The 22,815-nt window shown below is 69.0% G+C and carries 27 protein-coding genes; 11 read left to right on the forward strand and 16 right to left on the reverse strand.

Annotated features, from left to right (window positions below):
- Positions 1-138 precede the first annotated feature (138 nt).
- Positions 139-2,985 carry an AAA family ATPase gene (locus ABGB08_RS02210; RefSeq protein ID WP_347585590.1) on the reverse strand — a complete coding sequence of 949 codons (2,847 nt, stop codon included), beginning with the start codon at positions 2,983-2,985 and terminating at the stop codon, positions 139-141.
- A 124-nt stretch (positions 2,986-3,109) separates the two neighbouring features.
- A complete protein-coding gene (locus ABGB08_RS02215; protein ID WP_347585592.1) occupies positions 3,110-3,277 on the reverse strand; it encodes a hypothetical protein in 168 nt (55 codons plus the stop codon).
- A gap of 161 nt (positions 3,278-3,438) precedes the next feature.
- Here ABGB08_RS02215 and ABGB08_RS02220 point away from each other — a divergent pair, with 161 nt between their 5' ends.
- Both ABGB08_RS02220 and deoC read left to right on the forward strand, forming a co-directional pair.
- Positions 3,439-4,371: a hypothetical protein gene (locus ABGB08_RS02220; RefSeq protein ID WP_347585594.1), complete on the forward strand. Its 933-nt coding sequence runs from the start codon at positions 3,439-3,441 to the stop codon at positions 4,369-4,371.
- A 173-nt stretch (positions 4,372-4,544) separates the two neighbouring features.
- Complete coding sequence (gene deoC, locus ABGB08_RS02225; RefSeq protein WP_155359272.1) at positions 4,545-5,483, forward strand: deoxyribose-phosphate aldolase; 939 nt, start codon at positions 4,545-4,547, stop codon at positions 5,481-5,483.
- A 110-nt stretch (positions 5,484-5,593) separates the two neighbouring features.
- On the opposite strand, the gene ABGB08_RS02230 is transcribed toward deoC, so the two are convergent.
- A complete protein-coding gene (locus ABGB08_RS02230) occupies positions 5,594-5,857 on the reverse strand; it encodes a hypothetical protein (protein ID WP_347585598.1) in 264 nt (87 codons plus the stop codon).
- A gap of 108 nt (positions 5,858-5,965) precedes the next feature.
- Between ABGB08_RS02230 and ABGB08_RS02235 the strand changes: the two genes are divergently transcribed.
- The 8 genes from ABGB08_RS02235 (at position 5,966) to ABGB08_RS02270 (ending at position 12,211) form a co-directional block, all read left to right on the forward strand.
- On the forward strand, positions 5,966-6,343 hold the full coding sequence (locus ABGB08_RS02235) for a helix-turn-helix domain-containing protein (RefSeq protein ID WP_347585600.1): 378 nt from the start codon (positions 5,966-5,968) through the stop codon (positions 6,341-6,343).
- A 186-nt stretch (positions 6,344-6,529) separates the two neighbouring features.
- Entirely contained in the window at positions 6,530-7,516 is a 987-nt protein-coding gene (locus ABGB08_RS02240; protein ID WP_347585602.1) for a hypothetical protein, read from the forward strand.
- Positions 7,513-7,878 (forward strand): hypothetical protein, encoded by a 366-nt coding sequence (locus tag ABGB08_RS02245; RefSeq protein ID WP_347585604.1) that lies wholly within the window; start codon positions 7,513-7,515, stop codon positions 7,876-7,878. The genes ABGB08_RS02240 and ABGB08_RS02245 overlap by 4 nt, the downstream gene beginning before the upstream one ends.
- 75 nt (positions 7,879-7,953) lie before the next feature.
- Positions 7,954-8,505: a hypothetical protein gene (locus tag ABGB08_RS02250; protein WP_347585606.1), complete on the forward strand. Its 552-nt coding sequence runs from the start codon at positions 7,954-7,956 to the stop codon at positions 8,503-8,505.
- A 76-nt stretch (positions 8,506-8,581) separates the two neighbouring features.
- On the forward strand, positions 8,582-9,481 hold the full coding sequence (locus ABGB08_RS02255; RefSeq protein ID WP_347585608.1) for a DUF2637 domain-containing protein: 900 nt from the start codon (positions 8,582-8,584) through the stop codon (positions 9,479-9,481).
- Between the two features lie 131 nt (positions 9,482-9,612).
- Entirely contained in the window at positions 9,613-9,831 is a 219-nt protein-coding gene (locus ABGB08_RS02260) for a hypothetical protein (protein WP_347585610.1), read from the forward strand.
- Positions 9,828-10,217, forward strand: coding sequence for a hypothetical protein (locus ABGB08_RS02265; protein ID WP_347585612.1), 390 nt, complete (start codon positions 9,828-9,830; stop codon positions 10,215-10,217). The genes ABGB08_RS02260 and ABGB08_RS02265 overlap by 4 nt, the downstream gene beginning before the upstream one ends.
- A complete protein-coding gene (locus ABGB08_RS02270; RefSeq protein WP_347585614.1) occupies positions 10,214-12,211 on the forward strand; it encodes a hypothetical protein in 1,998 nt (665 codons plus the stop codon). Before ABGB08_RS02265 ends, ABGB08_RS02270 begins: the two co-directional genes overlap by 4 nt.
- A gap of 968 nt (positions 12,212-13,179) precedes the next feature.
- Here ABGB08_RS02270 and ABGB08_RS02275 read toward each other — a convergent pair.
- The 3 genes from ABGB08_RS02275 to ABGB08_RS02285 form a co-directional block, all read right to left on the reverse strand.
- A complete protein-coding gene (locus ABGB08_RS02275; protein WP_347585616.1) occupies positions 13,180-13,455 on the reverse strand; it encodes a hypothetical protein in 276 nt (91 codons plus the stop codon).
- The gene (locus tag ABGB08_RS02280; protein ID WP_347585618.1) at positions 13,452-13,811 is read right to left on the reverse strand and encodes a hypothetical protein; all 360 of its coding nucleotides are present in this window, start codon (positions 13,809-13,811) and stop codon (positions 13,452-13,454) included. Before ABGB08_RS02280 ends, ABGB08_RS02275 begins: the two co-directional genes overlap by 4 nt.
- Before the next feature lie 64 nt (positions 13,812-13,875).
- Complete coding sequence (locus ABGB08_RS02285; RefSeq protein WP_347585620.1) at positions 13,876-15,081, reverse strand: helix-turn-helix transcriptional regulator; 1,206 nt, start codon at positions 15,079-15,081, stop codon at positions 13,876-13,878.
- 176 nt (positions 15,082-15,257) lie between these two features.
- Between ABGB08_RS02285 and ABGB08_RS02290 the strand changes: the two genes are divergently transcribed.
- Entirely contained in the window at positions 15,258-15,680 is a 423-nt protein-coding gene (locus tag ABGB08_RS02290) for a hypothetical protein (RefSeq protein ID WP_347585622.1), read from the forward strand.
- A gap of 24 nt (positions 15,681-15,704) precedes the next feature.
- Here the strand turns inward: ABGB08_RS02290 and ABGB08_RS02295 are convergent, their stop codons facing one another.
- The 10 genes from ABGB08_RS02295 to ABGB08_RS02340 form a co-directional block, all read right to left on the reverse strand.
- A complete protein-coding gene (locus ABGB08_RS02295) occupies positions 15,705-18,539 on the reverse strand; it encodes a hypothetical protein (protein WP_347585624.1) in 2,835 nt (944 codons plus the stop codon).
- Complete coding sequence (locus ABGB08_RS02300) at positions 18,536-18,712, reverse strand: hypothetical protein (RefSeq protein ID WP_347585626.1); 177 nt, start codon at positions 18,710-18,712, stop codon at positions 18,536-18,538. Before ABGB08_RS02300 ends, ABGB08_RS02295 begins: the two co-directional genes overlap by 4 nt.
- Complete coding sequence (locus ABGB08_RS02305; RefSeq protein WP_347585628.1) at positions 18,709-19,644, reverse strand: hypothetical protein; 936 nt, start codon at positions 19,642-19,644, stop codon at positions 18,709-18,711. Before ABGB08_RS02305 ends, ABGB08_RS02300 begins: the two co-directional genes overlap by 4 nt.
- Positions 19,641-20,093 carry a hypothetical protein gene (locus ABGB08_RS02310; RefSeq protein WP_347585630.1) on the reverse strand — a complete coding sequence of 151 codons (453 nt, stop codon included), beginning with the start codon at positions 20,091-20,093 and terminating at the stop codon, positions 19,641-19,643. Before ABGB08_RS02310 ends, ABGB08_RS02305 begins: the two co-directional genes overlap by 4 nt.
- Positions 20,090-20,674, reverse strand: a complete 585-nt coding sequence (locus ABGB08_RS02315) for a hypothetical protein (RefSeq protein ID WP_347585632.1) — start codon at positions 20,672-20,674, stop codon at positions 20,090-20,092. Before ABGB08_RS02315 ends, ABGB08_RS02310 begins: the two co-directional genes overlap by 4 nt.
- Positions 20,671-20,889 carry a hypothetical protein gene (locus ABGB08_RS02320; protein ID WP_347585634.1) on the reverse strand — a complete coding sequence of 73 codons (219 nt, stop codon included), beginning with the start codon at positions 20,887-20,889 and terminating at the stop codon, positions 20,671-20,673. Before ABGB08_RS02320 ends, ABGB08_RS02315 begins: the two co-directional genes overlap by 4 nt.
- The gene (locus ABGB08_RS02325) at positions 20,886-21,530 is read right to left on the reverse strand and encodes a hypothetical protein (protein ID WP_347585636.1); all 645 of its coding nucleotides are present in this window, start codon (positions 21,528-21,530) and stop codon (positions 20,886-20,888) included. Before ABGB08_RS02325 ends, ABGB08_RS02320 begins: the two co-directional genes overlap by 4 nt.
- A complete protein-coding gene (locus tag ABGB08_RS02330; RefSeq protein WP_347585638.1) occupies positions 21,527-21,871 on the reverse strand; it encodes a DUF4326 domain-containing protein in 345 nt (114 codons plus the stop codon). Before ABGB08_RS02330 ends, ABGB08_RS02325 begins: the two co-directional genes overlap by 4 nt.
- Before the next feature lie 74 nt (positions 21,872-21,945).
- Positions 21,946-22,266 carry a hypothetical protein gene (locus ABGB08_RS02335; RefSeq protein ID WP_347585640.1) on the reverse strand — a complete coding sequence of 107 codons (321 nt, stop codon included), beginning with the start codon at positions 22,264-22,266 and terminating at the stop codon, positions 21,946-21,948.
- 51 nt (positions 22,267-22,317) lie between these two features.
- Entirely contained in the window at positions 22,318-22,782 is a 465-nt protein-coding gene (locus tag ABGB08_RS02340) for a hypothetical protein (RefSeq protein ID WP_347585642.1), read from the reverse strand.
- Between the last annotated feature and the right edge of the window lie 33 nt (positions 22,783-22,815).

Below are 22,815 nucleotides of genomic sequence, written 5' to 3' on the forward strand. Positions count from 1 at the left end.
GGGGGCGGTGCGCGGCGGCAGCTTCATCCCTATCGCTGAAGCCGTCCTCTGGTCAGCTCACGGCTCCGCCATCCTCATTGCCGAAGCCGTTCTCTGATCAGGGCGCGATGGCTTCGGCGTCCTCATCGCTGAAGCCGGTCAGCTCAGCAGGGCGAGGCGGTGGGCGGCGGCGGTGGCTTCGCCTCGGGTGGAGACGCCCAGTTTGGCGATGATGTTGGAGACGTGCACGCTGGCCGTTTTGGCGGAGATGGAGAGTTGGCTGGCGATGTCGCGGTTGGAGCGGCCTTCGGCTACCAGGCGGAGAACTTCCAGTTCGCGAGGGGTGAGGAGGGCCGGTTCCTCGGGGGCCTCGGTGAGGGAGATGCCCGTACGACGCGCGAGCAGGTCGACGTGAGTGACCAGCGGAACAGCATCGAGGTCGACGGCGATGGTTCTGGCTTCGCGGAGCCACTCGTTGATCAAGTCACGGTTGGTGGCCGTGGTGGCGGCGTGGAAGAGGGCCTTGGCCCGGGCGTAGGGGCGGTTGAGGTGCAGCCAGCCCTCGGCGGCGCCGATGAAATCCCCGAGGCATTCCAGCCGGAACATCTCGCTGACCGGCCCGTCGGTGTTCATGCTCGCGGCAAGATCAGCCGCGCGGGCACGAAGCGCGTCCGCGCGATCGGGGCTGACGGGAGCGGCGGCGTCGGTGACACGGTAGATCTGGGCCAGCAACCGCCAGCCGAGCATGGCCTTACGCGACCACGGCGGGTTGATCAGCGCGCTCTCGGCCTTGTCGAGCGCGGTCATGGGGTCGCCAACGAGCAGATGCCAGCTGAGCGCGAGCCGGGTGTTCTGGGTCCACTCCTGGGTCCATTCCTCCAACCGGCCGGAGAGCGCCCCGATTTCCACGAGATCGTCCTTGGCATTGTCCGCGTCACCCCTGGCCAGCAGGATCCCAGCCCGGGTCCGGGTGAGATGCCAGCGATTGCGCACCGCCGGGTCCATGGTCAACGCGCGCTTGATGACGGCGAGCGCTTCGTCCCAGCGACCCAGAGATTCCAGAGCTTCCGCGCGGTTGTTGGCGATGAAGACGCCCTGATCCCGGTAGCGGCCGTACTGCTTGGCCAGTTTCTCGCCCTCGACGGCAAGTTCGACGGCGTCCTCCGAGCGGCCGAGATTCTCCAGCGCGTCCACATTGTTGGCGAGCGCGCGCAGGACGACACGGCCGGACTTGTGGCGCGCGCCGATGGCCTGGGCGCGGCGGTTGGTGGACAACGTGGAGTGCAGGTCGCCGGAGATGGAGTGGCCGAGCGCGAGATTGATGAGCAGGTCGGCTTCCTGGCATTCGTCCCCGATCGAGCGCGCGACCCGCAACGCCTCCTGAGTGACGGCGGTTCCCTCGACCACGTGGTCCCCGAGCATGAGCAGCGTCCCCAGCCGGGACAGCACCATCGCCCGCGTCTCGCTGGGCAGCGGCACCAGCCGTTCGGCTTTCCGCAGGTCCTCCAGGGTGCCGTCCTTGCCCTTCTGGACCTTGCAGTTGACCAGGCGGACCAGGAGCGCGGCGACCCGCTCCGGCGCGACGGCCTCGTCAAGCTCGCTGAGCGCGCCTTTGGCGAACTTCATGCACCCATCGATGTCGGCGGCGAGGTAGGCGGCCTCGGAGGCCCGTTCCAGCACGGTCGTGTGGTCGGCGTTGATCCGCTCAGCCGCGTCCGACACCTTGTCCCACAAGGTCAGAACCCGTTCCAGCAGCTGAATCTGCTCGGTGTACGCGAACGCGTTGGCCGCCTTCCCGGACGCCTCCCACGCCGATACCAGCGCCCACAGATCGTCCCGCGCGGAGAACCAGTGGTGCGCCATCTCGATGGCCGCCCGTCCCGGCGGCACCAGGCTACGATCCCGGTCGATCGCCTCGGCATACCGCGCGTGCATGCGGGCGTGCTCCCCGGGCAACAACTCATCGTGTACGGCTTCGCGAATCAGCGCATGCCGGAACGCGTACGCCCCACCGTCCGCGACCTGCATCACGTTGCCCGCCACGGCGGGCCGGAGCGCGTTCTCCAGGTCGACGTCGGAGAGACCGCTGACCCTGGCCAGCAGCTCGTGCCCGACCCGGATCCCGCCCGCGGCCGCGATCCGGAGCACCCGCTGGGTCTCTTCCGGCAGCCGTTCGACCGAGCTGAGGATCAGATCCTGCAGAGATTCGGGGAAGGAGTAGTCGCCGTCGCACTCGACCATCGCCTCGACGAACAGCGGAACGCCCTCGGTGCGCTCGAACACCTTGCCCACCCGGGCGAACTCCGGGGTCCGGCCGAGGATCCCGGCCATCTGCTCGGCCACCTCGTCCTGGGTCAGCCGGGGCACCTCCACCCGGGAGACGCCATCAACCCTGGCCAGTTCGGCCAGCACCGGCCGGAGCGGATGGGTGCGGTTCAACTCGTCCGACCGGTACGTCATGACCATCAGCAGCGGAACGGCGCGTATGTTCCGGCTGAGGAACGCGATGAGATCGCGGCTGGATCGATCGGCCCAGTGGATGTCCTCGATCACGAGGACCACCGGCCGCTGCTCCGCCAGCCGCTCCAGCAGGGTGAGGATCTGCTCGAACAGCCGCGCCCTGGCGGTTTCGCTCTCGGTGTCCCCGCTGGGCTCGCCGAATTCGGGCAGCAGCCGGGCCAGGTCGCGGGCGGCGCCTTCGGGCAGCATCGCGGCCACGTCGGCGGCGCCCATCTCCCGGACGAGCTGGCGCAGCGCCGCGGTGAACGGCGCGTACGCGAGGCCTTCGGTGGAAAGTTCGACGCAGCCGCCGACGATCACGTGGGCGCCGTCCTGTTCGGCCTGTTCGGCGAAGCGGCTCACGAGGCGGGTCTTGCCCACCCCGGCCTCCCCGCCGAGTAACACCGCGGCGGCGGTCTGCTTGCGCGCCTGGTCGAATATTTCGGCCAGGAACGTCAGCTCCGCCACCCGTCCCACGAAGACGGGGCTAACCGCTCGACCCACCATGTTGTCCAGCATGTCATGCCTTCTATGGGCTGTTCGCCCTGTTTTTCTGCGGGTGAACCGGGTTAGGGAGGGGCCTTACATGCCCGGCCGGGAGGGAGGTTCCGGCCGGGCATGCATGCGGTCGTCATGAGGAGCGAAACTTGTTGAGCCCGCCCCGGAGGCGACGACTCGCGCTCCGCTGGTGAGCCTTCCTCGACGCCTGCGCCTCGCGTGCCCGACGGTGGCTGGTGGCCTCCTCGTGGAGCTCGGCGACCCGGTTGATGATCAGCTGGTAGTGCAGTTCGGGACCCATTTGAGGTTCTCCTTGATTCGCTTTTTCCTTACATACTTAAGATTCGGGCTAAGGCCCCCAGGCCCACATCAGGCGGATGCCCTATCTCTTGCTGAACCTTTGGCCTAGGCCGCCCTAAGGCACGCCGTATCCCCGCCTTAGACGCGTCAGCATGAAGCTCCGTGACCTCTCTAACGATCTTCGCGGTGCTGCTGACCCTGCTGTCTCCGCAGGTGAAAGCGACTAAGTGGCGGGTCTTCCGGGTTATGCCCCCGGCCGCCTCGACGCCGCTTGAGGGAGTGTCGGCGGGGGCTTCCGATCTCTGGGTGGTACGGGCTGGCGCTACCGCGCTGCACTGGGATGGCCGGGTTTGGGGGGAGGACGGCGAGCCGTACCTGATCGTGGGGCGCGGGCGGGAGATGTGGCGGTTCGCGGATGGTCCTGCGGGGGTTGTGGCCGGGCGGTGGACCGGGCGGGGATGGACGGATCAGCCGCTGGGGGCGCTGGACGCGCATGTGACCGAGGCGGTCGTCGCCGGGCCCGCCGATGTGTGGGCTTCCGGGTTGCAGTGGACGGATGCCGGAATGCGGGATGTGTCGTGGCGCTGGAACGGCCAGGCTTGGCGGAAGGTCACGACGCCCCGGCCGGTCACCGCGTATGCCGCGACCGGGCCCTCGGATGTGTGGGCGGTGAGCAGCATCGATCGGGTCACCCATTTCCAGCATTGGGACGGCTCGAAGTGGACCACCATTGCCGCGCCCGGCGGGCCGATCGAGATCAACGACATCGTCGCTTTGTCCCCCACGGAGGTGTATGCGGTCGGATCCGTGACCAAGGCGGAAGGGGTGGTTCTGCGGTGGAATGGCAGCTCGTGGAGTCGGATGGGGCGGCGGGTGGCCAGCGGCGCGTACACGTATGCCGCGGCGGATGGCGTCGGCGGGGTGTGGATGGCGGAGCGGGATTATCTGGTTCACCTGCGGAACGGGCGGTGGATGCGGCGGCTGAGTCCAGTGCCGCAGGCTGAGTTGAAAGGCATTGCCCATGTGGCCGGGACGGGGAGGATGTGGGCGATCGCCGAGGGGGCGGCTGGGCAGTATGTGCTGTCATATCCGTGAAATGGGGGGTGATCGGCGGTGTTGGCACCCGTGAGATGTGCCAAAGATTCGGGCGCAGGATCGGCGGGCTGTTCCCTTCTCTCCTGACTGACCTGCGGTGATGCCTTTGGAGGCTAGGGTGCCGGAGGCGAGCCGGTTTGGATTCGTTCGTCCGGGTCGGCGATGCTAGGGGGGTGTCAACTCTGACGACCGACGTCGCTTCGTCGAACGCGGCCCTGCGCGGGTTCCTGCACGGGCTGCCCGGTGTCGACAAGGTGGGTGCGGACGCCCGCGCCGCCATGCTGGGCACCCGGTCCATCAAGACCACCGCCAAGCGGCAGGCGATCGACCTGGCCATCTCCATGGTGGACCTGACCACGCTCGAAGGCGCGGACACGCCCGGCAAGGTGCGGGCGATGTGCGCCAAAGCAGTCCATCCCGATCCCAGCAATCCGGACGTTCCCCGGGTAGCCGCCGTCTGTGTTTATCCGGATCTGGTGGCGGAAGCCGTACAGGCGGTGCGGGGTTCCGGGGTGAAGGTGGCCAGTGTCGCGACGGCGTTTCCCAGCGGGCGGTCGTCGCTGGAGGTGAAGGTCACCGACACGGCGCTGGCGGTCGCGGCGGGGGCCGACGAGGTGGACATGGTCATCGATCGGGGGGCATTCCTGGCCGGTGACTATCTGAAGGTGTTCGAGGAGATTGTCGCGATCAAGGCGGCCTGCGGGAGCGCGCATCTGAAGGTGATCCTGGAGACCGGGGAACTCGCTACGTACGACAATGTGCGGCGGGCGTCGTGGCTGGCCATGCTGGCGGGGGGCGACTTCATCAAGACCTCCACGGGGAAGGTGCAGCCCGCGGCCACGCTGCCGGTGACGCTGGTGATGCTGGAGGCGGTTCGGGACTTCCTCGCCACGACCGGGCGGAAGGTCGGCGTGAAACCCGCCGGTGGCATCCGGACCACCAAGGACGCGATCAAGATGCTGGTGCTGGTCAACGAGACCGCCGGCGACGGCTGGCTGCATCCGGACTGGTTCCGGCTCGGCGCCTCGTCGGTCCTCAACGATCTGCTCATGCAGCGGCAGAAGCAGGACACCGGACGCTACTCCGGCCCCGACTACTTCACATTGGACTAAGCGCCCTAGGGCTCCGACCTGCGGCGGAGCTCTCCGCACACCTATCTACCAGGCAAAACGCACAACGCCGGATCACGCCGGATCACGCGAGATCACGCGGTGTTGTGCCCTCACTGTGCCCTCGGCTTCTGCGGCGGCCGGCCACCCTTGCGGGAGCGTCGTTCGAGGAGCTCCAGATCTCCGGCGTCAAGGTCGGCGATATCCCGCTCATCTCCGTGCTCGCGGATGTCGGCACGGACGTGGTCCAGCAGTCTGGCGGTCCGGTTGCTGCCGAGCCGGTCGGCGACGCGGCCGAATGCTTCCCACATCGGCTTGGGAATGCGGAATCGCGTCTGGTGGGTGTGGCCTTCACCGTCGGTGAGATCAGTCGGCATGTTCGTCCTCTCGTGTACCCCCAAGGATTCTCGCACGATTTATTGTGGAGGACCACAGTTAGGTGCTACTGTGGTCTCACAAGGTTAGCGGGACTTGAGGGAGCCGAGATGACCAGCACGAGCACCGAGATCCAGGTCACCACCCGCGAGGCCGCTCTCGCGCTCCGGGTCTCGGTGCGGACCGTTCAACGCCACGCCAAAGCGGGCAAGCTCAACGCCAGCAAGAACGAGCGCGGACACTACGTGATCACCCTGGCCGTCGCCGACGAATACAAGGCCCACCAGGTCGCCAGCGCGCTCGAACTCCTGGAGCAGGGCGGACTCGTCCCCACCAGCCGCCCCGGCACCTTCACCGCGGTGAGCTCCGACGGCTCCACCCGCTACTTGGTCACCCGCGACCACTGCGGCTGCAAGGCCTTCGAGAAGGGCCGCAACTGCTACCACCGCCTCGCCGTCGCCCTCACCGACACCCGGCGGGCCGCATGAACGAGACCCCGCGCTCCCCGCTCAAGATCCCCGCCAACTGGCGCGGCGGCCCCCAACTCGACTTAGACACCGAGTGGGAGTACGCGCAGGAGCAGGCCGACTACGACGACTAGAAGCGGACGGGCCAGGTGTGCGACCACCCGGCCCGGCCTTGATCCCCATATCCGAGTACGCGGAAAGAGACCCATGAACAACAGTACGGGCGCCAACGACGACGCCAACCTCAGCGAGACCATCGAGCCGCCCGCCAACGCCTGGTGGATCGCCGCAAGCCCCTGCCCCACCTGGTGTCAGTACGGCGCCTTCGGCGGGCACACCGTGCAGGACCACCCCGGCGACCGCATCCACACGATGCCGTCGCTCAAGGTGCCGCTCGCCGCCGCCATGGACTGGCAGGACTGGGGCTCCGACGCGATGCCGCGCTGGGAGCCGGTCGAGCTGATGGCCGACCTGTGGCAGACCTTCCGCGAGGCCGAGCCGCGCCTTCTGCTCGCCGACACCCTCAACAAGTTCTACGGCGAACTTACCCTCGGCGAGGCACAGCAGTTCGCGGGCAACCTCGCGGCGCACGTCGTCACCGCCCGCCGGAGCGTTCCCGCCGTACCCGAGGCCGACGCGCCGCGCCCGGACTGGCTTACCGGGCCGTGCCCGGACTGGTGCGCCGTCGAGCACACGCCCAGCGATCATCCCGACGACCGCGAGCACCGCAACGATGCGAGCTCCGTACCGCTGACGGTCATGTCCTTCGAGGAGCTCGCCACCCCCGGCGGCCACACGTTCCTGGTTCCGCCCCGGCTGTTCGCCCACCTGGCTCAGCACTACCGCGAGGCCGACGCCCGGGTCATCGTGCACGACGGCGAGGGCGAGACCGAATGGCAGCTGTCCCTCGGCGAGGCCGGGCAGCTGGCCGCGAACCTGGCGGGCCTGGTACGGCTCGGCACCCCGGCCGCCCCCGGCGCGGACGGACCGGAGATCAGCCACAGCGAGGAGGGCGAGAGCTGGGTCACCCGCATCGGGCGCCCCGAGTACGGCGAACTCGTCCTGACCCGCGAGGACGGCAGGCCCACCATCGTCGGGCTGTGGAACGTCCGCGACGCCGACCTCAGCCCCGAGCAGGCCCAGGGCTTCGCCCTCGACATCCTGCACCTGCTCGCCACCCGGAACGCCGCGTGAGCGCCCGCTGGCTGACCACGCCCTGCCCGGCCTGGTGTGCCACCACCCACAGCGATCACGATGCCCCCGCCGACCGCGAGCACCAGGCGCTGCTGCCCGAGTTCCCGTTGATGAGCATGCGGTTCGTCAACGGCGGCCCGCCCAGCGAGCCGCGCTACGAGCCGGTCGAGCTGCTGGTCGAGCTGGACCAGCAGTACCGCGAGACCGAGCCGCGCATCGTCATCGGCGCGAGCCAGGACGGCGACATGCACCTCACCCTCGACGAGGCCGAGCTGCACGCCCACCTCGTCCTGGAGCTGGTGCGCGCCGCCCGGACCAACACCCCCGTCAGCGACGACTTCACCGCCGTCGAGATCGAATAGCGCGACAGCCCCGGCCCGGTGCGCAAACACCAGGCCGGGGCCTACTCCTCACCCCTGCATACACAGGAGCAAGGCATGGCGCACAACCCTACCCACCCGCCCACCAGGCCGCGGTGCCCCGACGTGCCGTGGTGCACCAACACCCCGGCCGAGCACGCCGACGCCCACCTCGCCGACCTCGACACCCTGTTCGCCGGCAGCCGAACCACCGGCATCATCCTGTGGCGCGGGGTCGGCGACCCCGACCCGGCCAGCACGCGCGTCCGCTTCCAGTACGGGCCCGACGCCGAGACCATGCGGACCGGGCCGCGCTGCCTCGACATCACCGTGCCGGTCGCCGTCGAGCTGGCCGACGCGCTGGAGATCGTGCCGCTCCAGCAGCTGCCGGACCTGTGGGCGGCTCTGCGCCGCGCCGGCGGCCTGCTCGCCCAGGAGATCACCCCCGGCGCTCCCCCGCCCGAGCCGCCGGAGGAGACGACCGTCGACAACGAGTACGAGCTGTGCACCTGGTGCGGCAAGCCGCCGACCGCCACCAGGATCGTCGTCCTCGGCCCCGGCGTGGCGATCTGCGAGCACTGCCACGCCTACGTCGGCACGATCATCGAACACGCCCGCCGCAGCCGCTAGACCACCCTCCGGCCACCGACCTCACCGGTGGCCGGAGGGCTTCACCCCAACCCCTGTCTATCCAGGAGCTGAAGTCATGCAAGAGGTACAGGACCGACCGGCCGCCACGCCACCCGCCGCGCTCGCGCCCGAGGTGGTCGCCCAGCCGGTCACCCGCCGCTGGGCGATCATCCTTGTGGTGCTCATCGCGGGCATCTCGGCGTACGTGTCCGCCCGCCACCAGTTCGCTCTCGCGCGGCTGGCGGGCGAACCGCCAGAGGTGGCGTGGACGCTGCCCGCGCTGATCGACGGCAGCATCGCTGTCTCCTCGGTCGTCCTCTTGGACGCGGCCCGGCGCAAGGTCGCGCGGCCACTGCTGGCCGTTGTCTCGCTCGCGGTCGGTATCGCTTCCACGGTCGCGGCCAACGTGGCTGCCGGGTGGTCGGGCGGAGTACTGTCCTGGCTGGTCAGTGCGGTCGCTCCACTGGCTTTCGCCTCGGCCATTCACATGCTGATGGGCCTGCTCCGCCGCCAGGACAACGCCCCCGTCGCGACCGTCCTCGACCAGCCCGAACCGGCACCTGTCCCATTTGGGACACCTGAACCGCTCCCCGCGCCGGCCGTACCGGGCACGGCCATCGAGGCGGCCCGCACCGCCTACGAAGCCTCCATCACCGAGGGCAAGCCGATCTCCGAGCGAGGCCTCGGCGACCGCTTCAAGCTCACCCGCCCTCAGGCCCGCGCGGTCATCGGCGAAGTGGTCATCGAGGCGGTCGCCGGTCTGCTGGCCCTGCACCCTTCCCCGCCCATCGCCGACTACGTCGCCAACCGGTACGGCGTCTCCGCGAAGCGGGCGGGCGAACTCATCGGGCAGGCGGTCAAGGCGCACGCCGAGAAGGCTCCCCAGGAGCCGACCGACGAGGACCGGCTGACCGGGACCCTCAACTGGGCGCTCACGGGCGCCGAACCCGCCGCGGTGAACGGGACCGGCGCGTGATGGCCACCCGCAGGAAGACCGCCAGCCGCAACATCGGCACCGCCCTCGCGCGGGCCTAACAAGCCGGGTCCGGGCCTCGAAACTCCCCAGGGGGCCCGGCCCCTTTCCCCTTTCGCGAAAGGACCCCCAGCATGACCCACGCCCGCGCCGAGAGGCCACCGGCCGTGACCGCATTCCGCTACCTCGCCCTGCTCGCCCTGCACCGGCTGATGACCTTCATGGTCGCGGTCGGTGCCGCCGTCGTCCTGGCCCTGGGCGCCGCAGACGCCTACCTCGCCGCGTTGTTCGGCACCCGCCGCGTTTCGACGCTGGCCCGCCAGATCCGCACCCTCGTCAAGGAGCACCGGTGACCACCCCGCCCAAGGCCGGCCGCAGCCGCATCCCCGAACTCGCGAACATCCCGTGGGAAGGCCCGGCCGCCGTCACCGCCTACTCCCGGGCGGGCCGGGACCTGTCCCGCGACCTGGGCAACGAGTTCGAGATGGCCGCCGGTGAGCTGTACGAGCACCTCAGCCGCGCCTACAGCGGCAACGCGCTGCTGGCCCTGATCGGCGCCCCGGACATGAAGCTGAAGGCGCGCCGGGTCGTCAAGCGGCTCAAGCGCGCCGCCGAGCTGGAGCGCGGCGCGGCGCGGGAGCTGGTCGCCTTCCACGCCCAGTTCCGTAAAGAGTTTGTGGAGCTCTTGCAGCCGCCCAAGGCGCAGAGGAAGAGCACCTTCGACTGGAGCAAGGAATGATGGCGACGCGGACCAACCAGCGCGCTCAGCCCGTCGAGGAGACGCCCGGCGCGCTGGGCCAGGTAGCCGCCCGCGAGGTGTCCAAGGCGGTGCTGTATCTGCCGCCGTGGATGCTGGTGGGCCTGCTGTTCGGGCTGGGCTGGCTCTTCCACGTCACGCTGAAGAGCGACGACCCGCAGGTGATCGCGTGGACGACGGCGGGCATCACCGCCTGCGTCCTGGGCCTGACCGGGCTGACCTGGCAGCAGTCCCACGCCCGCAGCATCGGCGGGCGCCTGCACACCACGCTGACCACGCTGGCGGCCGGGATGTGGGTGTGCGCGGCCACCATCAACGGGCCGGACTCGACCGCCACCGGCCGCATCATCTTGATCGGTGGCGTCACGCTGGCGGTGTCGTTCAACATCCGCACGGTGATCCGGGTTAGGAGCATCGACGTGCAGGGCATCGCGGCCGACCCGCTCAAAGCCCTGTTCGGCAGCGCGGCGGCGAAGGCGGGCATGCCCGCGATCGAGGCGCGCACCACCGCCCGCACCGACCACAAGGTCGAGGCGGTCGTGCAGTTGGAGGCGGGCAAGCAGGTCGCCGACGACCTCGCGCGGAAAGTCCCGTACATCGAGTCGGGCATGAGCCTGCCGCCGGGCAGCATCACCACCTCGGTCGATCCTGACGACGCCAGCAAGGCGCACGTCGTGGTGTCGGACCCGCGCGTCATGAAGCGCCCACTGCCGTGGCCTGGCCCGTCGCGGCCCGGGGCGAGCATCGCTGAGGCTCTGCGGATCGGGCTGTGGCAGGACCTGGACGACGTCCTGTACGTCATCACCGGGCATCACCTGCAGCTCATGGGGATGTCCGGTGCCGGGAAGTCCATCGGCGGCTGCTGGAACATCCTCGGTGAGGCCATCACCCGGGCCGACGTCGCGGTGTTCGCCGCCGACGTCACCAAGCTCAGGCAGACTCTCGGCCCGCTTGACGTGGCGTTGCATCGCTTCGAGACCACTGAGGCGGGCGTCCGCGCCATGCTCCGCGAGCTCCAGGCGGAGGTGAAGAACCGGACCGACCAGCTGTCGGAGCGCGGCCTGACGAAGTGGAAGCCCGGATGCGGCCTCACCTACTGGATCATCTGGCTCGAAGAGTGCCCCGACATCCTGGACGCGCTGAGCGACGACGAGATGGCGAAGTTCCTCTCCCTGGTCAAGGCGCTGCGATCCGGAGGTGGCACCGTGGTGCTCAGCCTCCAGCGCTCCGACTACACCCAGATGCCCACCATCGCGCGCGGCCAGCTCGGCAACATGTGCTTCGGCGTCGCCAACACCACAGACGCCAGCTTCGGCCTGTCGGAGGCCATGGACGACGCCGGGGCGCGGCCGGAGTTGTGGGAGAACGGGCAGCCCGGCATGGCCTATCTGGGGGCGCCTACGATCCCGCGGGACCGCATCGCGATGCCGCTGCGCACCTTCGCGTGGGGAGTCGCCGATGGGGAGTTCGACGACCAGGCGGCCACGGCCGCGCTGCGCGCCCACGCCGCGCTCTACCCGGCCGCCGCCAAGCAGGTGGACCCGGGCACGGCCGCGCTCGCTCGACTCGGCGCGCCCACCCCACCGGCCGATACCGGCGACGAGGAAGGCGGGGCCGACGTGGAGAACGTGGCCGGCGAGTACCTGCAGACCGAAGACCCGGATCCGAGCGTCCAGGTTGGGATGGACGACGAGATCCCGGACCTGCCGGACGGGGATCCGCCGTGGCGGTTCGGGCAGCCCGAGAAGATGACGCCCGAGCAGCGCGGCGCGGCGCTCATGGCCCGCCTGCAGGAGTTGTGGGACGGCGGGGCGCGGGACTTCTCCAGCGGCGATTTCAAGCCGCTGTGGGAGAGCACGGACATGTCCCGGTCGTGGGTGCAGAACCAGCTCAAACGCCTGGCGAAAGCGGGCGTGCTGGGCGGCTACGACGACGACGCGCAGCGCTACCTGATGCCGGACCGTCCCGAGGTCTGATGATCGCGTGGCACCCTTCGGCCGCTCCGGGCGGGAGGTTGGAGGGAGGGTTACAGGTCGGGAGGGGTGCCACGGCCCGTGGCACCCCTTCGTGGCACCTGGCGTGGCAGGGATGTGGCACCCCTTCGTGGCACCCGTGGCAGCAAGATCAAAACACTCGAGGTCGGGCATCCCACGCGCAGCCGTACGCGAGAGGTTCACGGTGAACCTCTCGGATTCGCGGCGGTCAAGCTGACTGTCGCGAATCCACGGAGGGACAGGCGTGTCCGTCTGCGGGTTTGAGGGTGTCACCGCTGACACTCTCAAGCCGACAGGGGGTCAGGGTGACCCCCTCTGTCGGGCCGGTCACAGGGGCCGCCCCACACCGGCGCGGATTCGCGAGTTGCAATCTGAATCTCGCCAGGTTTGAGGGGGACAGCGCGTCCCTCTCAATTTGCAACCGTCACCCTGAAGATCACGATTTCCCGGATCCGGGAAAAAGGCAGGTCAGCGGCCGGATTTGAGACCGTCAATCTGGCGGTCGCAAATTGCGACGGACAACCTGTCCGGAGCAAATCTCAAGATCGAAATACTCGAGCTCGCGCAGCCCCCAGTTGTGGGGCACTGCCCCACAACTGCCCACTCGGGAGTTGCCTATGGGCGAGACGCCCATGGTTGACCAGTTGTGGCAGTCTCGGCCACAACTGCCCCATGGGCAACCGTTCGTCAGCGCGCAGCCGTACACGCCCATGAGAAAGCCGGTGCGCTCTCCCCTCCCTCTGGAGAGCGCACCGGCGTCTGAGGCGGTCCGAGCCTGGATCTGGTCTTCCCCTCCCAGGGGGTTCCGATTACAACCCCGGACCGCCAGCTCTTGATGGCGGCCCCCGGCATCACGTCCGTCTCCCGCTCCACGGTGATCCATGGACCAGATGCCGGGGGCCGCCCACCCGCTCCCTCGCCTGGCGAGAGACTCGACAGGAGCGGGCAGTTCATCGGGCCTCGCCCATGACGAGGCGCGTCCACAGTCCCTCACCCTCGGGAAGGCGCGTCGGGGGCGAGTCCCACACCGACTTCTCGTCTTCCACCTTGCGGATGAACGCGACCCCGCCAGCGTGGATGAGCGTGTACTGGATCCGCCGGCACGTGCAGGTCCACGCCTGCTCGCGCTCGCGCTCGTACGCGCCGAAACGGGAGGTGCGCCACTGGATCTGTTCGGCGTCCGGGAGCGCGTGGGCTACATGGGTGCCGTGCTGCGTCCCGATCATGACGCGGTCTCGGCGATCAGCTCCTGCTGACTGATCACCGCCTGGAGTTCCTCGGCGGTGTCGGCGTCCACAGTGCGGTGCGCCCCAGCGTCGGCCTGCTCCTTCGTGAACGGGATGGAGCGGCTGGCCCAGTGCCGCCCCCGGTCGCTCTCCCAGGTCCGCCACACGACGTGACCCGGAGGAGCGACCTGGGCGGGGATGGTGCGCAGGGTGGCCCGGAGCGCGGCGAGACTCGACGCGGTGTAGTCGTCGCCGTCCCGCTGGGCCGTCCAACCGTCGTCGTGGCGACTGAACGTCCAATCCGGGAACTCCCGTTGAGCCTCGGAAAGGAGCCGGTCCATTACCACGTCACCCATGGGGGTGAACGTAAATCGGACGGTCGCAAGAAATCCGAACCGCCGGGACCGAACTTTAAGTTCGTTAGGCCAGGATGTGATGCCGGTCGGCGAGATAACGAACTTCCGGTGCCCACGACGGACGGGCACGCCGGGCAAGGGAACGGACCATTTCGCGGAGAAGCTGCTTATAGTCCAACTCTTCAGGACATTCCCGCTCAATTCGGAGTAAATACACCAGCGATGCGGCGTCGTCCCCGAGGTCTTCACACGCCCGTGCGATCTGCCCGAGGTGGGTTGTCCGCCGCTCTACCGATGGCGACCGGGTGAGGTGGATTTCGTCGGCGACGCGCAGCGCGGCGTCCGGCTGGCGGTCCTCACATTCGACGCTGGCCATGTGGATAGCGACGTTCGTGGGTCCGAACGCGAGGCCGAAGTGGTTGCTCCGCTCGTCGACTCGCCGGGCCAGCGTGAGCGCCGGGCCGCGCAGGAGGTCCCGGGCCTCCTCGCCGCTTCCGCCTCGGGTGAGCGCGATGGACGCCATCAGGTGCAGGCCGCCGTACACCGACAGATGCCGGTCGTCGCCGTCGCCGAGCGCGGGCTCGAAGAGTTCCATGCCGCGGCGTGCCACGTCGTAGGCCACCCCGTGCATATCGTCGGACAGCATCGACTGGCCGAGGTTCCAGTGCGCCCACGCGACCATCAGCGGGTCCTCGGTCTCCTCCGCGTACCTCATCGCGCGGTCTGCGGCGAGGTGGGCCAGGTCGACGCGGCCGAGGTGCTTGAGGACTCCGCGGCTGAGGATGTACGCGTCGGCGGCCACCCGGCAGGCTTCTCGCCGCGCTTCCGGCCGGGCGTCGTTGAGCAGGATCAGCCGTTCGGCGTCGCTGATGAGCGCCGGGAGTTCCCGCATCAGGATCGAGTACTTGCTGTGCGAGGTCATCCACGCCTCGCGGGCGGCCGAGACACGCGCGGCCAGCTGCTCGGCGTCGGGCGGTTCTGCGTCGGGGGCGAGTGTCTTGTAGGTGAAGATGGCCCGCTCGATGTCGCCGACCTGGGGGCGTCCGGGCTCGTGGCTGTCCCTCAGGGCTTCCCCGAACAGGACGGCGGATCGTACGCCGAGGACCTTCGCGATCTCCCGCAGTAAAGGGACTGACGGGGTGCGCTTCCCCTGCTCGATGAGCTCGATGTGCCGGGGTGTGCATCCGGCCTGGGTGGCTAGCCCGGTTGTGCTCATTCCTCGTCGTTCACGTTGAAGCTTGATCATGTGGCCCGTGTTAATCTCGCCCATAAGCCCTGCACCTTCCTGATGTCTCGACAACCTCAGGCTAGGACGCAGGGCTTATTTTGTGCAGGGGCGTGGAATTCGCGGGGCCCGCTCGCGCTGGTCGCGGATGGTCGGCGTGTCAACCCACCGGCGGGAGAGCGCGTCTCACAGTCACCTGACGCCCCGCCACTGGAGCCCCGATGCGCCCCCTACCCGCCGCCCTCGCCGTCCTGAGCACAGCCGCTCTGGCCGCATGCTCCGCCACCGAGGCCGCAGCCCCCACCTCAGCGCCGCCCTCGCCGTCCCCTATCACCATCACCGGAACCGTGAGCGTCGCCGGCGGCGTCAGCCGGGCCGGAAGCAGCGAGTGCGCCCTCGGCGGCGGCTACCGGGACATCGCGCCCGGCACGCAGGTGGTCGTCACCGACCCGGCGGGCAAGACCATCGCCCTCGGGAAGCTCGGAGGGGGGCAATGGTCGTCCAGGAAGTGCGTCTTCGCGTTCATGGTGCGCGAGGTGCCGCCCGGCCACCAGTTCTACGGGGTCGAGGTGAGCCACCGAGGGCGGTTGCAGTACCCCGCCGAGCAGGTCGTCAAGCCGCTCTCGTTGACGCTGGGCGACTGACCAGGCCGCCCAGCGTCAACCTCATTAGGGCAGCACCCCCCTGAACCCGCCTCTTGAGATCGCGTTCGCCACGATTTCTTCGATGTCCCTCTCGGCGCGGATCGAGCCTTGGACGATGACGCTGACGTTGATGACGGTCGTTCCGGCACCCCCGCCGCCTCCACCGCCACCAGAGCCGCCACCGGAGAAGCCAGCCAGGGGCACACCGCCCTGCCCGGCGAAGAAGCCCGCGCCGAAGTCGTCGCCCCTGCGATTGGCGGGGACCGGATTCGAATCGATCACGGCAGGCACCTTCCCGCCGGTCGGCCGCGTGATCGGCGTGTATGTGCTCGTCGTGTCCTCCGGCACACCCGGCACCGGCGCACCGCCTCCGCCACCGGAGCCGCCGCCGCCGCCCGGCCAGCCGCCCCAGCCGCCGCCGTACGGGTTCGGGAACGTCTCGTAGGAGGTTGAACCGCTCACATCGCCCAGAACGACCTCTACCCGGCCAGACCCCGAACCCGAGCGGGCAGGCGGCAGGCCCATGCTCCCGCCGTACGCCTCAGTGCGTGTCGAAGGAGGCGGGATGTGGACGCTGACCCCGAGCGGACCGCCCGACGCGTAACCCCTGAGGATGCCGTCGCCCTCGGCCAGCATCCGTTCCGTCTGCCCGTTCGGGATCACCTGCGACCCGTACGGCAAACGCACGATCTCACGCCCGGCCTCGCCGACGAGGGCCAGCGCGCTCCCGCTCTCGGCGAACATGCCACCGCGCGGGCCGACCGCACCGCCGTCCGCGAACGCCCCAATACCGCCCACAATGCCGCCGCTTGCCATCAGCGGATGGCCACCGCCGCGGACCGTGTTCGTCACCACCCACGTCTGCACAGTCTTGCCATCCAGCGCGTCCAGCTGCTGCCGCGCCCGGCGCAACGCGTCCTCCAACTGCTTGATGTCCGCGTTCAGCTTCGCCTTGCGTTCCCGGCTGATGTTCGGACTGTCCAGCTGTTCCCGCGCCCGCCGAAGCTGCGCTTCGAGTGAATCGATGACCGCGTCGAGCTTGACGACCTTCCCATCCGGCAAAATCTTGATCGCCTCACCGGCTTTGTCGATCGTGACGTATGCGTTTTCGCCTGCCTCCACCAGCCCGACGCCGAGAACCTCGGCCAGCTCCGTGAGAGTGCGCTGCCCTTCCTCGCTGTTCCGGGCGAGCTCGACAAGCTGAGGTAGCTGATCCTGGAAAGCCGCGGTCGAATCCTGGACGCCCTGGGTGAGTTCCAGTTCGGCATCGATGCTGTTTCTCAGCGGGTCAAGCAAATTGGAAAGCGCTTTTTCCCGATCGAGGAGACTCATGTTTCCGTCTTCGTTCTCCTTTTTCAGGTCCGCCAGCGCTTCCTTCCAATCAATGGCGGCATCCAAGGCGGCCTTCGCCGGATCGTAATTCTTCTCCAGCATTTCATTCAATGCCTGAACTTGGCGGGACAGATCATCGGCCTCGGTAGCGGCGTCATTCCAGCCGGTCGCCATTTCGACAGCGAACCGTGCCGCCCTACCAGCAGCGGCACCGCTGTTGTCCAAGTCGCCGATCAGCTTGCCGGTCAGGACGCCACCGAAAGCCTTGAGTTTCGTTTCGGCATTCCCCAGTTCGTCATCCCATGTGTCGGCCACGAATCCGGCGAACTGCGCGACTTTGGTGAATCCGTCAGCGACAATCTCGACCATGGCCGCGATATCATCCGCATGCTCCGCAGCGACTCGCGACATTTCATCGAAAGCGACCCCGAATTCCGCGCCGATTTCTTCGGACTTGTATCCAATGGCGTCCAAAACCTGAACGAAGCCGTTCGTTTCCGCCGACAGGTCAGCCCCGCTAAGGGTCGCTCCCCAGTCGGACGCGAAACCTTCCAGCGCCGGGCCGACCTGAGAGAAAGAATCTTCAAGTTCACCCTTCACGCCCAGGAAACTCTGTCGGGCGGTGTCGGGAATTCGGAGTAGCGCCTGTTCGATCGGGCCGTCGATATCGTCCAGTTCGGTCTTGAACCAGTCGCCGAGCCCCGACCATTCCTCTTTCACCTTCTCCGACTGGGTGGCCGACATGACACCGACCGCCGCCAGGCCGCCACCGAGCCCGAGGGCGATCGCGCCGCCGGTCAACTGGGAGACCGGGCCGAGCGCGGCCAGCGCGACGGCGGCCGCGCCCGCGATCGCATGGGCCTTCCCGGGGATCGGGCTGAGACCGGACAGGATGCCGTCTCCTGCACCCTTGCCCGCGTCCTTACCGGCTGCGGCGAACCGGCCGGTAAGAGAGCTTCTCAGCCTGCCGTCCGCGCCGCGTACGAACGCCTCCCCGGCCTCCTCGCCCGCCTTCTCAGCCTCCTCCTCAACGCCGTCGAACAGGCCCGCAGTGCTGAAGCCGCCGGACACGCCGATGTTGATGTCGCCGATGCCGGACAGGGCGTCGTCGATCTCGTCACGCATGCGCCGTATCGAGCCGCCGGCCTTGGTCGAAGCATCATCGGTCGATCGGGCGAAGCCGTACGCGTCTTCCCCGGCCTGGCCGAAGGAGACCCCGACCGCGCCCAGGTCGCTCTCGGCCGCCGCCCGGATCAGCCCCGTTGCCCGGGTGGAGTCACCGGACGCCCGCAGGACGCCATCGCCGTACTCGTCAGCCGCTCCGGACAGGCCGATGATGGACCGCATGGTGGCCGTGATGTCGCGGTCGGCCTGCTCACGCGTCCGCTTGAGGGAGGCGGAGACCTTGTCGCCGGACTGCTCGACCGACCGCGCCCACGCCTTCCACTGCGCGTCGGCCTCGGCCAGCGCTGCTTTGCTCGACCGGTTGTCACCGGTGACGACGATGCGCACCTCGTTGTTGCTCATCGCACGTACCCCTGTTCTGCGGGCCGCGTCGCCCACTCGACGTACAGACAGGACAGGCCCGCCACCAGGCAGCCCGCCGCCGGGGCGAGAATCCACGCCCCGGCGGTGAAGAAGACCAGCCCGGCCACGACCAGCGCCACCGGCAGCAGACCCCGCAGAATCGCGTACATCACGCCGCCGAATCGGGCGTCGCGGCCGCGGCCTTGTAGTCCGACTTGGTCTTGAACCCGCCCGCCAGCGGCGGAAGATCGACCCGGCCTTGCTTGAGCGGCGGGTGCAGCAGCGTCGGCAACTCGTCGATCTGGGCCAGGAGACTCGCCTGCCGGGTGATCCCCAACCGGGACGGGTTCTTACGCTGGCCCAGCCGCTCCTTGCCCACTCGGTCGGTCAACCAGATGAACAACTCAACAGCGTGGACCGGCGCCCACCAGGCACCGCGAAGCCGGAGCCCGCGACTCATGGAGCCCCTGGCCTTGGCGCCGCTCTCATACTCCGGGCCGCCCTCCTCGATCGTGAGGCCGGCGTCCGAGAGGGAACGGGCGTACTGCTCGACCAGCGTGTCATGGGCCGTAGCCGCGTCGAGCATCGACACGAGCGCCCTCTGCGCGTCGTTGACGGTCTTCACCAGCGCCGCCTGACTGGCCTCCAGTGCCTTCTTGGCGGCCGCGATCTCCTTGCCCGCCGCCTTCTCGATCTGGACCCGCATCTCGCGCTGCTCGCGGACCAGCGTCGCCTGATACTCCAGGTCCGCGAGTCTGGCCTGGGCGGCGACGTCCTCGGCTTCCACCTCGCGGGCCAGGTGGCCCAGTACGGCGCTGATGCTCGCCGGGTGGAACAGGTGCGAGCTCGGCGCGGCGAAGTCACGCAGGATCCGCACCAGCGCGGCCAGGTCGTGCCGCTTGAGCTCGGAGGCGTCGACGACCAGGGTTTCCTCGCGCCCGATCTGGTCGGCGATGTTCAGGAGCATCTCGCCCGCCGGGCTGCCGTTGCCGATGCCGAGCTCGCCCATGCCGGCCGCGATGCCCTTGCGGAGGGCCTGACGGTGGTCATTGGTGAGGGCCGGGCGGGTGCCTTCGGCGATCGTGAGGTGGATTTTGACGGTCATGACTGGTTCCTTCCGTTGGGGGATGACTGGGGGTCGAGCAGGTGGCGGGTCATCCGCGCGAACTCGGCGTCGCGCAGGAGCTGGTTCGCGCCCGCGGCAAACCCGTTGTCCGCGAGGAGCTTCCGCCGCGCGTCCGCGAGGACACCGGCAGTGCTCGCGCGTCGGGCGACAGGCTTGGTTCGGGCCGGGTTGTGCACCACCACCAAGCCGGGCCGCCGCTCCGGGAGCCTGGCAGCGGCGTTCAGCCCGTTCAGGAAGTCCCGGTCGAGGCCAGCGAACATGATCTGGTGGGCCTGCGCGTTCCGCTCGATCGCCCCCAGGTCGCCCCGGAGCAGCCCCGGGTTGTGCTTGAGCGTGTAGTCATTGAGCACATGGAAGCCGTGGGCCAGCCGTGCGTGCCTCGACGTGGCGTAAGCCCTCTGGTGGAGCGACGGTGCGTTTGTGGTCATGGCGTTTCCTTTCTGGGTGGGGTTCCCCGGACCCGCCGCGGCTTGCAGCGGGGGGCCTGGGGGCCGCTGTCGGTGGGCGACTGCCGCCGGGAGCGGGCGACGGCCTGACGGTCGAGCGGCGCCATCCGCTGGTCGGACACCTCGTTGAGCAGGCAGCCGTGGCACAAGCCCGCCCGCAGGTGGACAACCGGGGTGGGAAGCCGCAGATCCGGGTCGCCCCCGTGCTGGTACACCACCAGGTGGGACAGCTGCCGGACGCCCTCAACCGGCCGGATCCCGCAGCGGGAGCACTCGTATTCGTCCGGGTCGGGGGCGAGCGTGTCGCACACCAGCTGAGCGCAGGGCGCGCACGTGAGCAGATCGGGCTGCCAGCTGAACCAGAACGCGGGCACCGGCCTGCCCGGCCGGAGGTGGGCGCACGGCTCCAACTCGCCGAACACCACCATGGACACGATCAGATGGCGCTGGAACCGCATGTGCGGGCCGGGGTGCTGGTGGAAGTAGTAGCCGCGCACCGTCGCGGCAAGCTCGGCCTCGGCGGCCATGGCGTGGCGGATCACCGCCTCGATGGGCGCGGTCACCGCAGCTCCTCCCAGTCGACGCCCACGACCTCGTAGACGATGACGGCCTGGCCGCCGCGCGCAAGGGTGACCACCGCGGACTCCTCGCCCTGCCTGCCGTAGCAGCGCACCCCCTCGCTGTCCCACAGCGGGTAGCCGAGCTGGTTCTCCTCGGCGATCAGCCGTTCGGCCCGGCCGAGGGCGTCGGCGAGGATGCGGTCAGTCCAGCTGCTCATGGGCGTCCTTCCAGCGCGCCGGCGAGGGTGCGCAGATTCCGGGTTACCGCCCCGTTGGCCTTGATCCACTGTTCGGGCGTCAGGTCGAGTTCGGCGAGGACTCCGCCGACCAGGTCGGTGATGAGGGAGCCGAGACGTTCGGCGAGGGTGATGCGCCGCTCCTCGATGCCCATCTCGGAAGCGAGCTTGCACATCTTCAGCAGCCGGTCCCGTTCCTCCCCGTACAAGACCAACCAGGCGCTGGCCTTCGCGGCCTTGGTGATGTCGATGCCGGGGAACTCGCCCGACCGGCGTTCCACCTCCGAGGTCGTGCCCCAGATCAGCGCGTCCGGCTCGACGTCGGCCACCCGGTCGCGCAGCCACGCCACGTGCCCGGCCGACCAGCGGATCTCCTCCAGCACGATCTCGTGGTGGCCGCGGTCGTCGGCGATGGGTTCGCCGAAGCTGCGCGCCCACTCCTGGCGGGCCAGGCGGCGGCCGGCAGCAGCCTTCACCTGGGGTGCCCGGCCGCCGTGGGCGGAGCACACCGACGCGCCCCTCACCGGCCACGCCCGGCACGGGCCGTGGTCGGTCTTGCGGCCACACCGGCCGGACAGTGATGGGTCCGGCCCCTCGGCCGGTAGTGATGGGTCAGGGGTCAACGGGGTGCCTCCTCGCCGGTCATGTCTTCGGCGAGCCCGGCCCGGTGGACGTAGACGAGCAGCACGTCGCCGTGGCACTGCTCGTGCGGCTTGCACCAGCACGCCACGTCTTTGCCGGCGAGCTCGATTCGGGCCCGGTCGAGGAGTTCGGGGTTGGCTTCGAGGTGGCGGGAGTAGAGCCTGATCGCCTCTTCCCTGCCGCGCCCTTTCACCTGGTACGGGTTGCGGTAGGGGCTGGCGGGCAAGCCGGGGGCGGACCGGCCGATGTAGACGGCGCCCTCGGGGACGCGGCCGTGGAACAGGTCGCCCTGGACCTGGACTCTGCGGGGGATGTGGGTCATGTGGCTGCTCCCTGCTGGTCGTGGGCGTGAGAAGGTGGAGGGGGCCGCCCCGTTATGGGCGGGGGCGGCTGTGATCAGATGAGGGCGGCCTGGGCGGGTTCGCCGGCGAACCACAAGTCGTGCCCGTCGATGGCGTACCGGTCGCATGCCGCCAGATAGGCGGAGCGGTCCTCAGTGGTCTTGCGCTTCTTAGCCGCGTACGTGCGGGCCACCAGGTACCAGGCGGTGAGCCTGTGGGCCTCGTCGAAGTAGGCGCCGTACTGGGTGCGGTCCCACCCCTTGGGCGGGAGGGTCTCGCAGTACACCCAACCCCGGTAGAGCATCGGCTCGTCGGGGTGTCCGTGCTTGGCGCGGATGGCCAGGTAGGCGTCTCGGTAGATATCGAGCAGGTCCATGGGATCCTCTCTTGGAGGCCGGACGCGGTTGGGACGCGTCCGGCCTGAGTTCTAGTTGTCGGTGGCGTTGGGGTACTGGCGGAGCCGCTCAAGGCCCGCGAAGGTCGCGCTGATGTCGTTCGCCTCGGAGATGGCACAGGCGTAGCGGGCGGCGAGGATCATCTCGGCGGCGTCGATGTGCTCGGCCTTGAGCCGGTCGAAGGGGATCATCACCTGGTGACCGCCCTCGTCGAAAAAGGTCACCAGGCCCTCGACCTCGATGGTCTTGCCGTCGTAGCGCTGTACCTGCTGCATGAGGTGGACACGGGCTTCGAGCAGGTGGTCGGCGTCGAACGGCGGGAGGTCCTCGTCGTCGCCGCCGAACGGGTGGCCGTCGGCGCGGGAGCGGATCTCATGGTTGAGGACGATGTTCGTGGCTACGTGGGCGGCGAGTTTGTCCAGCTCGGCGTCGCGGACGGTGAACGGGTCGGGGGTGGGGTCGAGGGTGACCTCGCCGTGGGTGTCGATCCATGTCATCGGGTCTTTCTCCTTTGCTGGGGTTGGGCGGCT

Origin of the sequence: Acrocarpospora sp. B8E8 (assembly GCF_039871605.1) — a bacterium.
GTDB classification, from domain to species: Bacteria; Actinomycetota; Actinomycetes; order Streptosporangiales; family Streptosporangiaceae; genus Acrocarpospora; species Acrocarpospora macrocephala.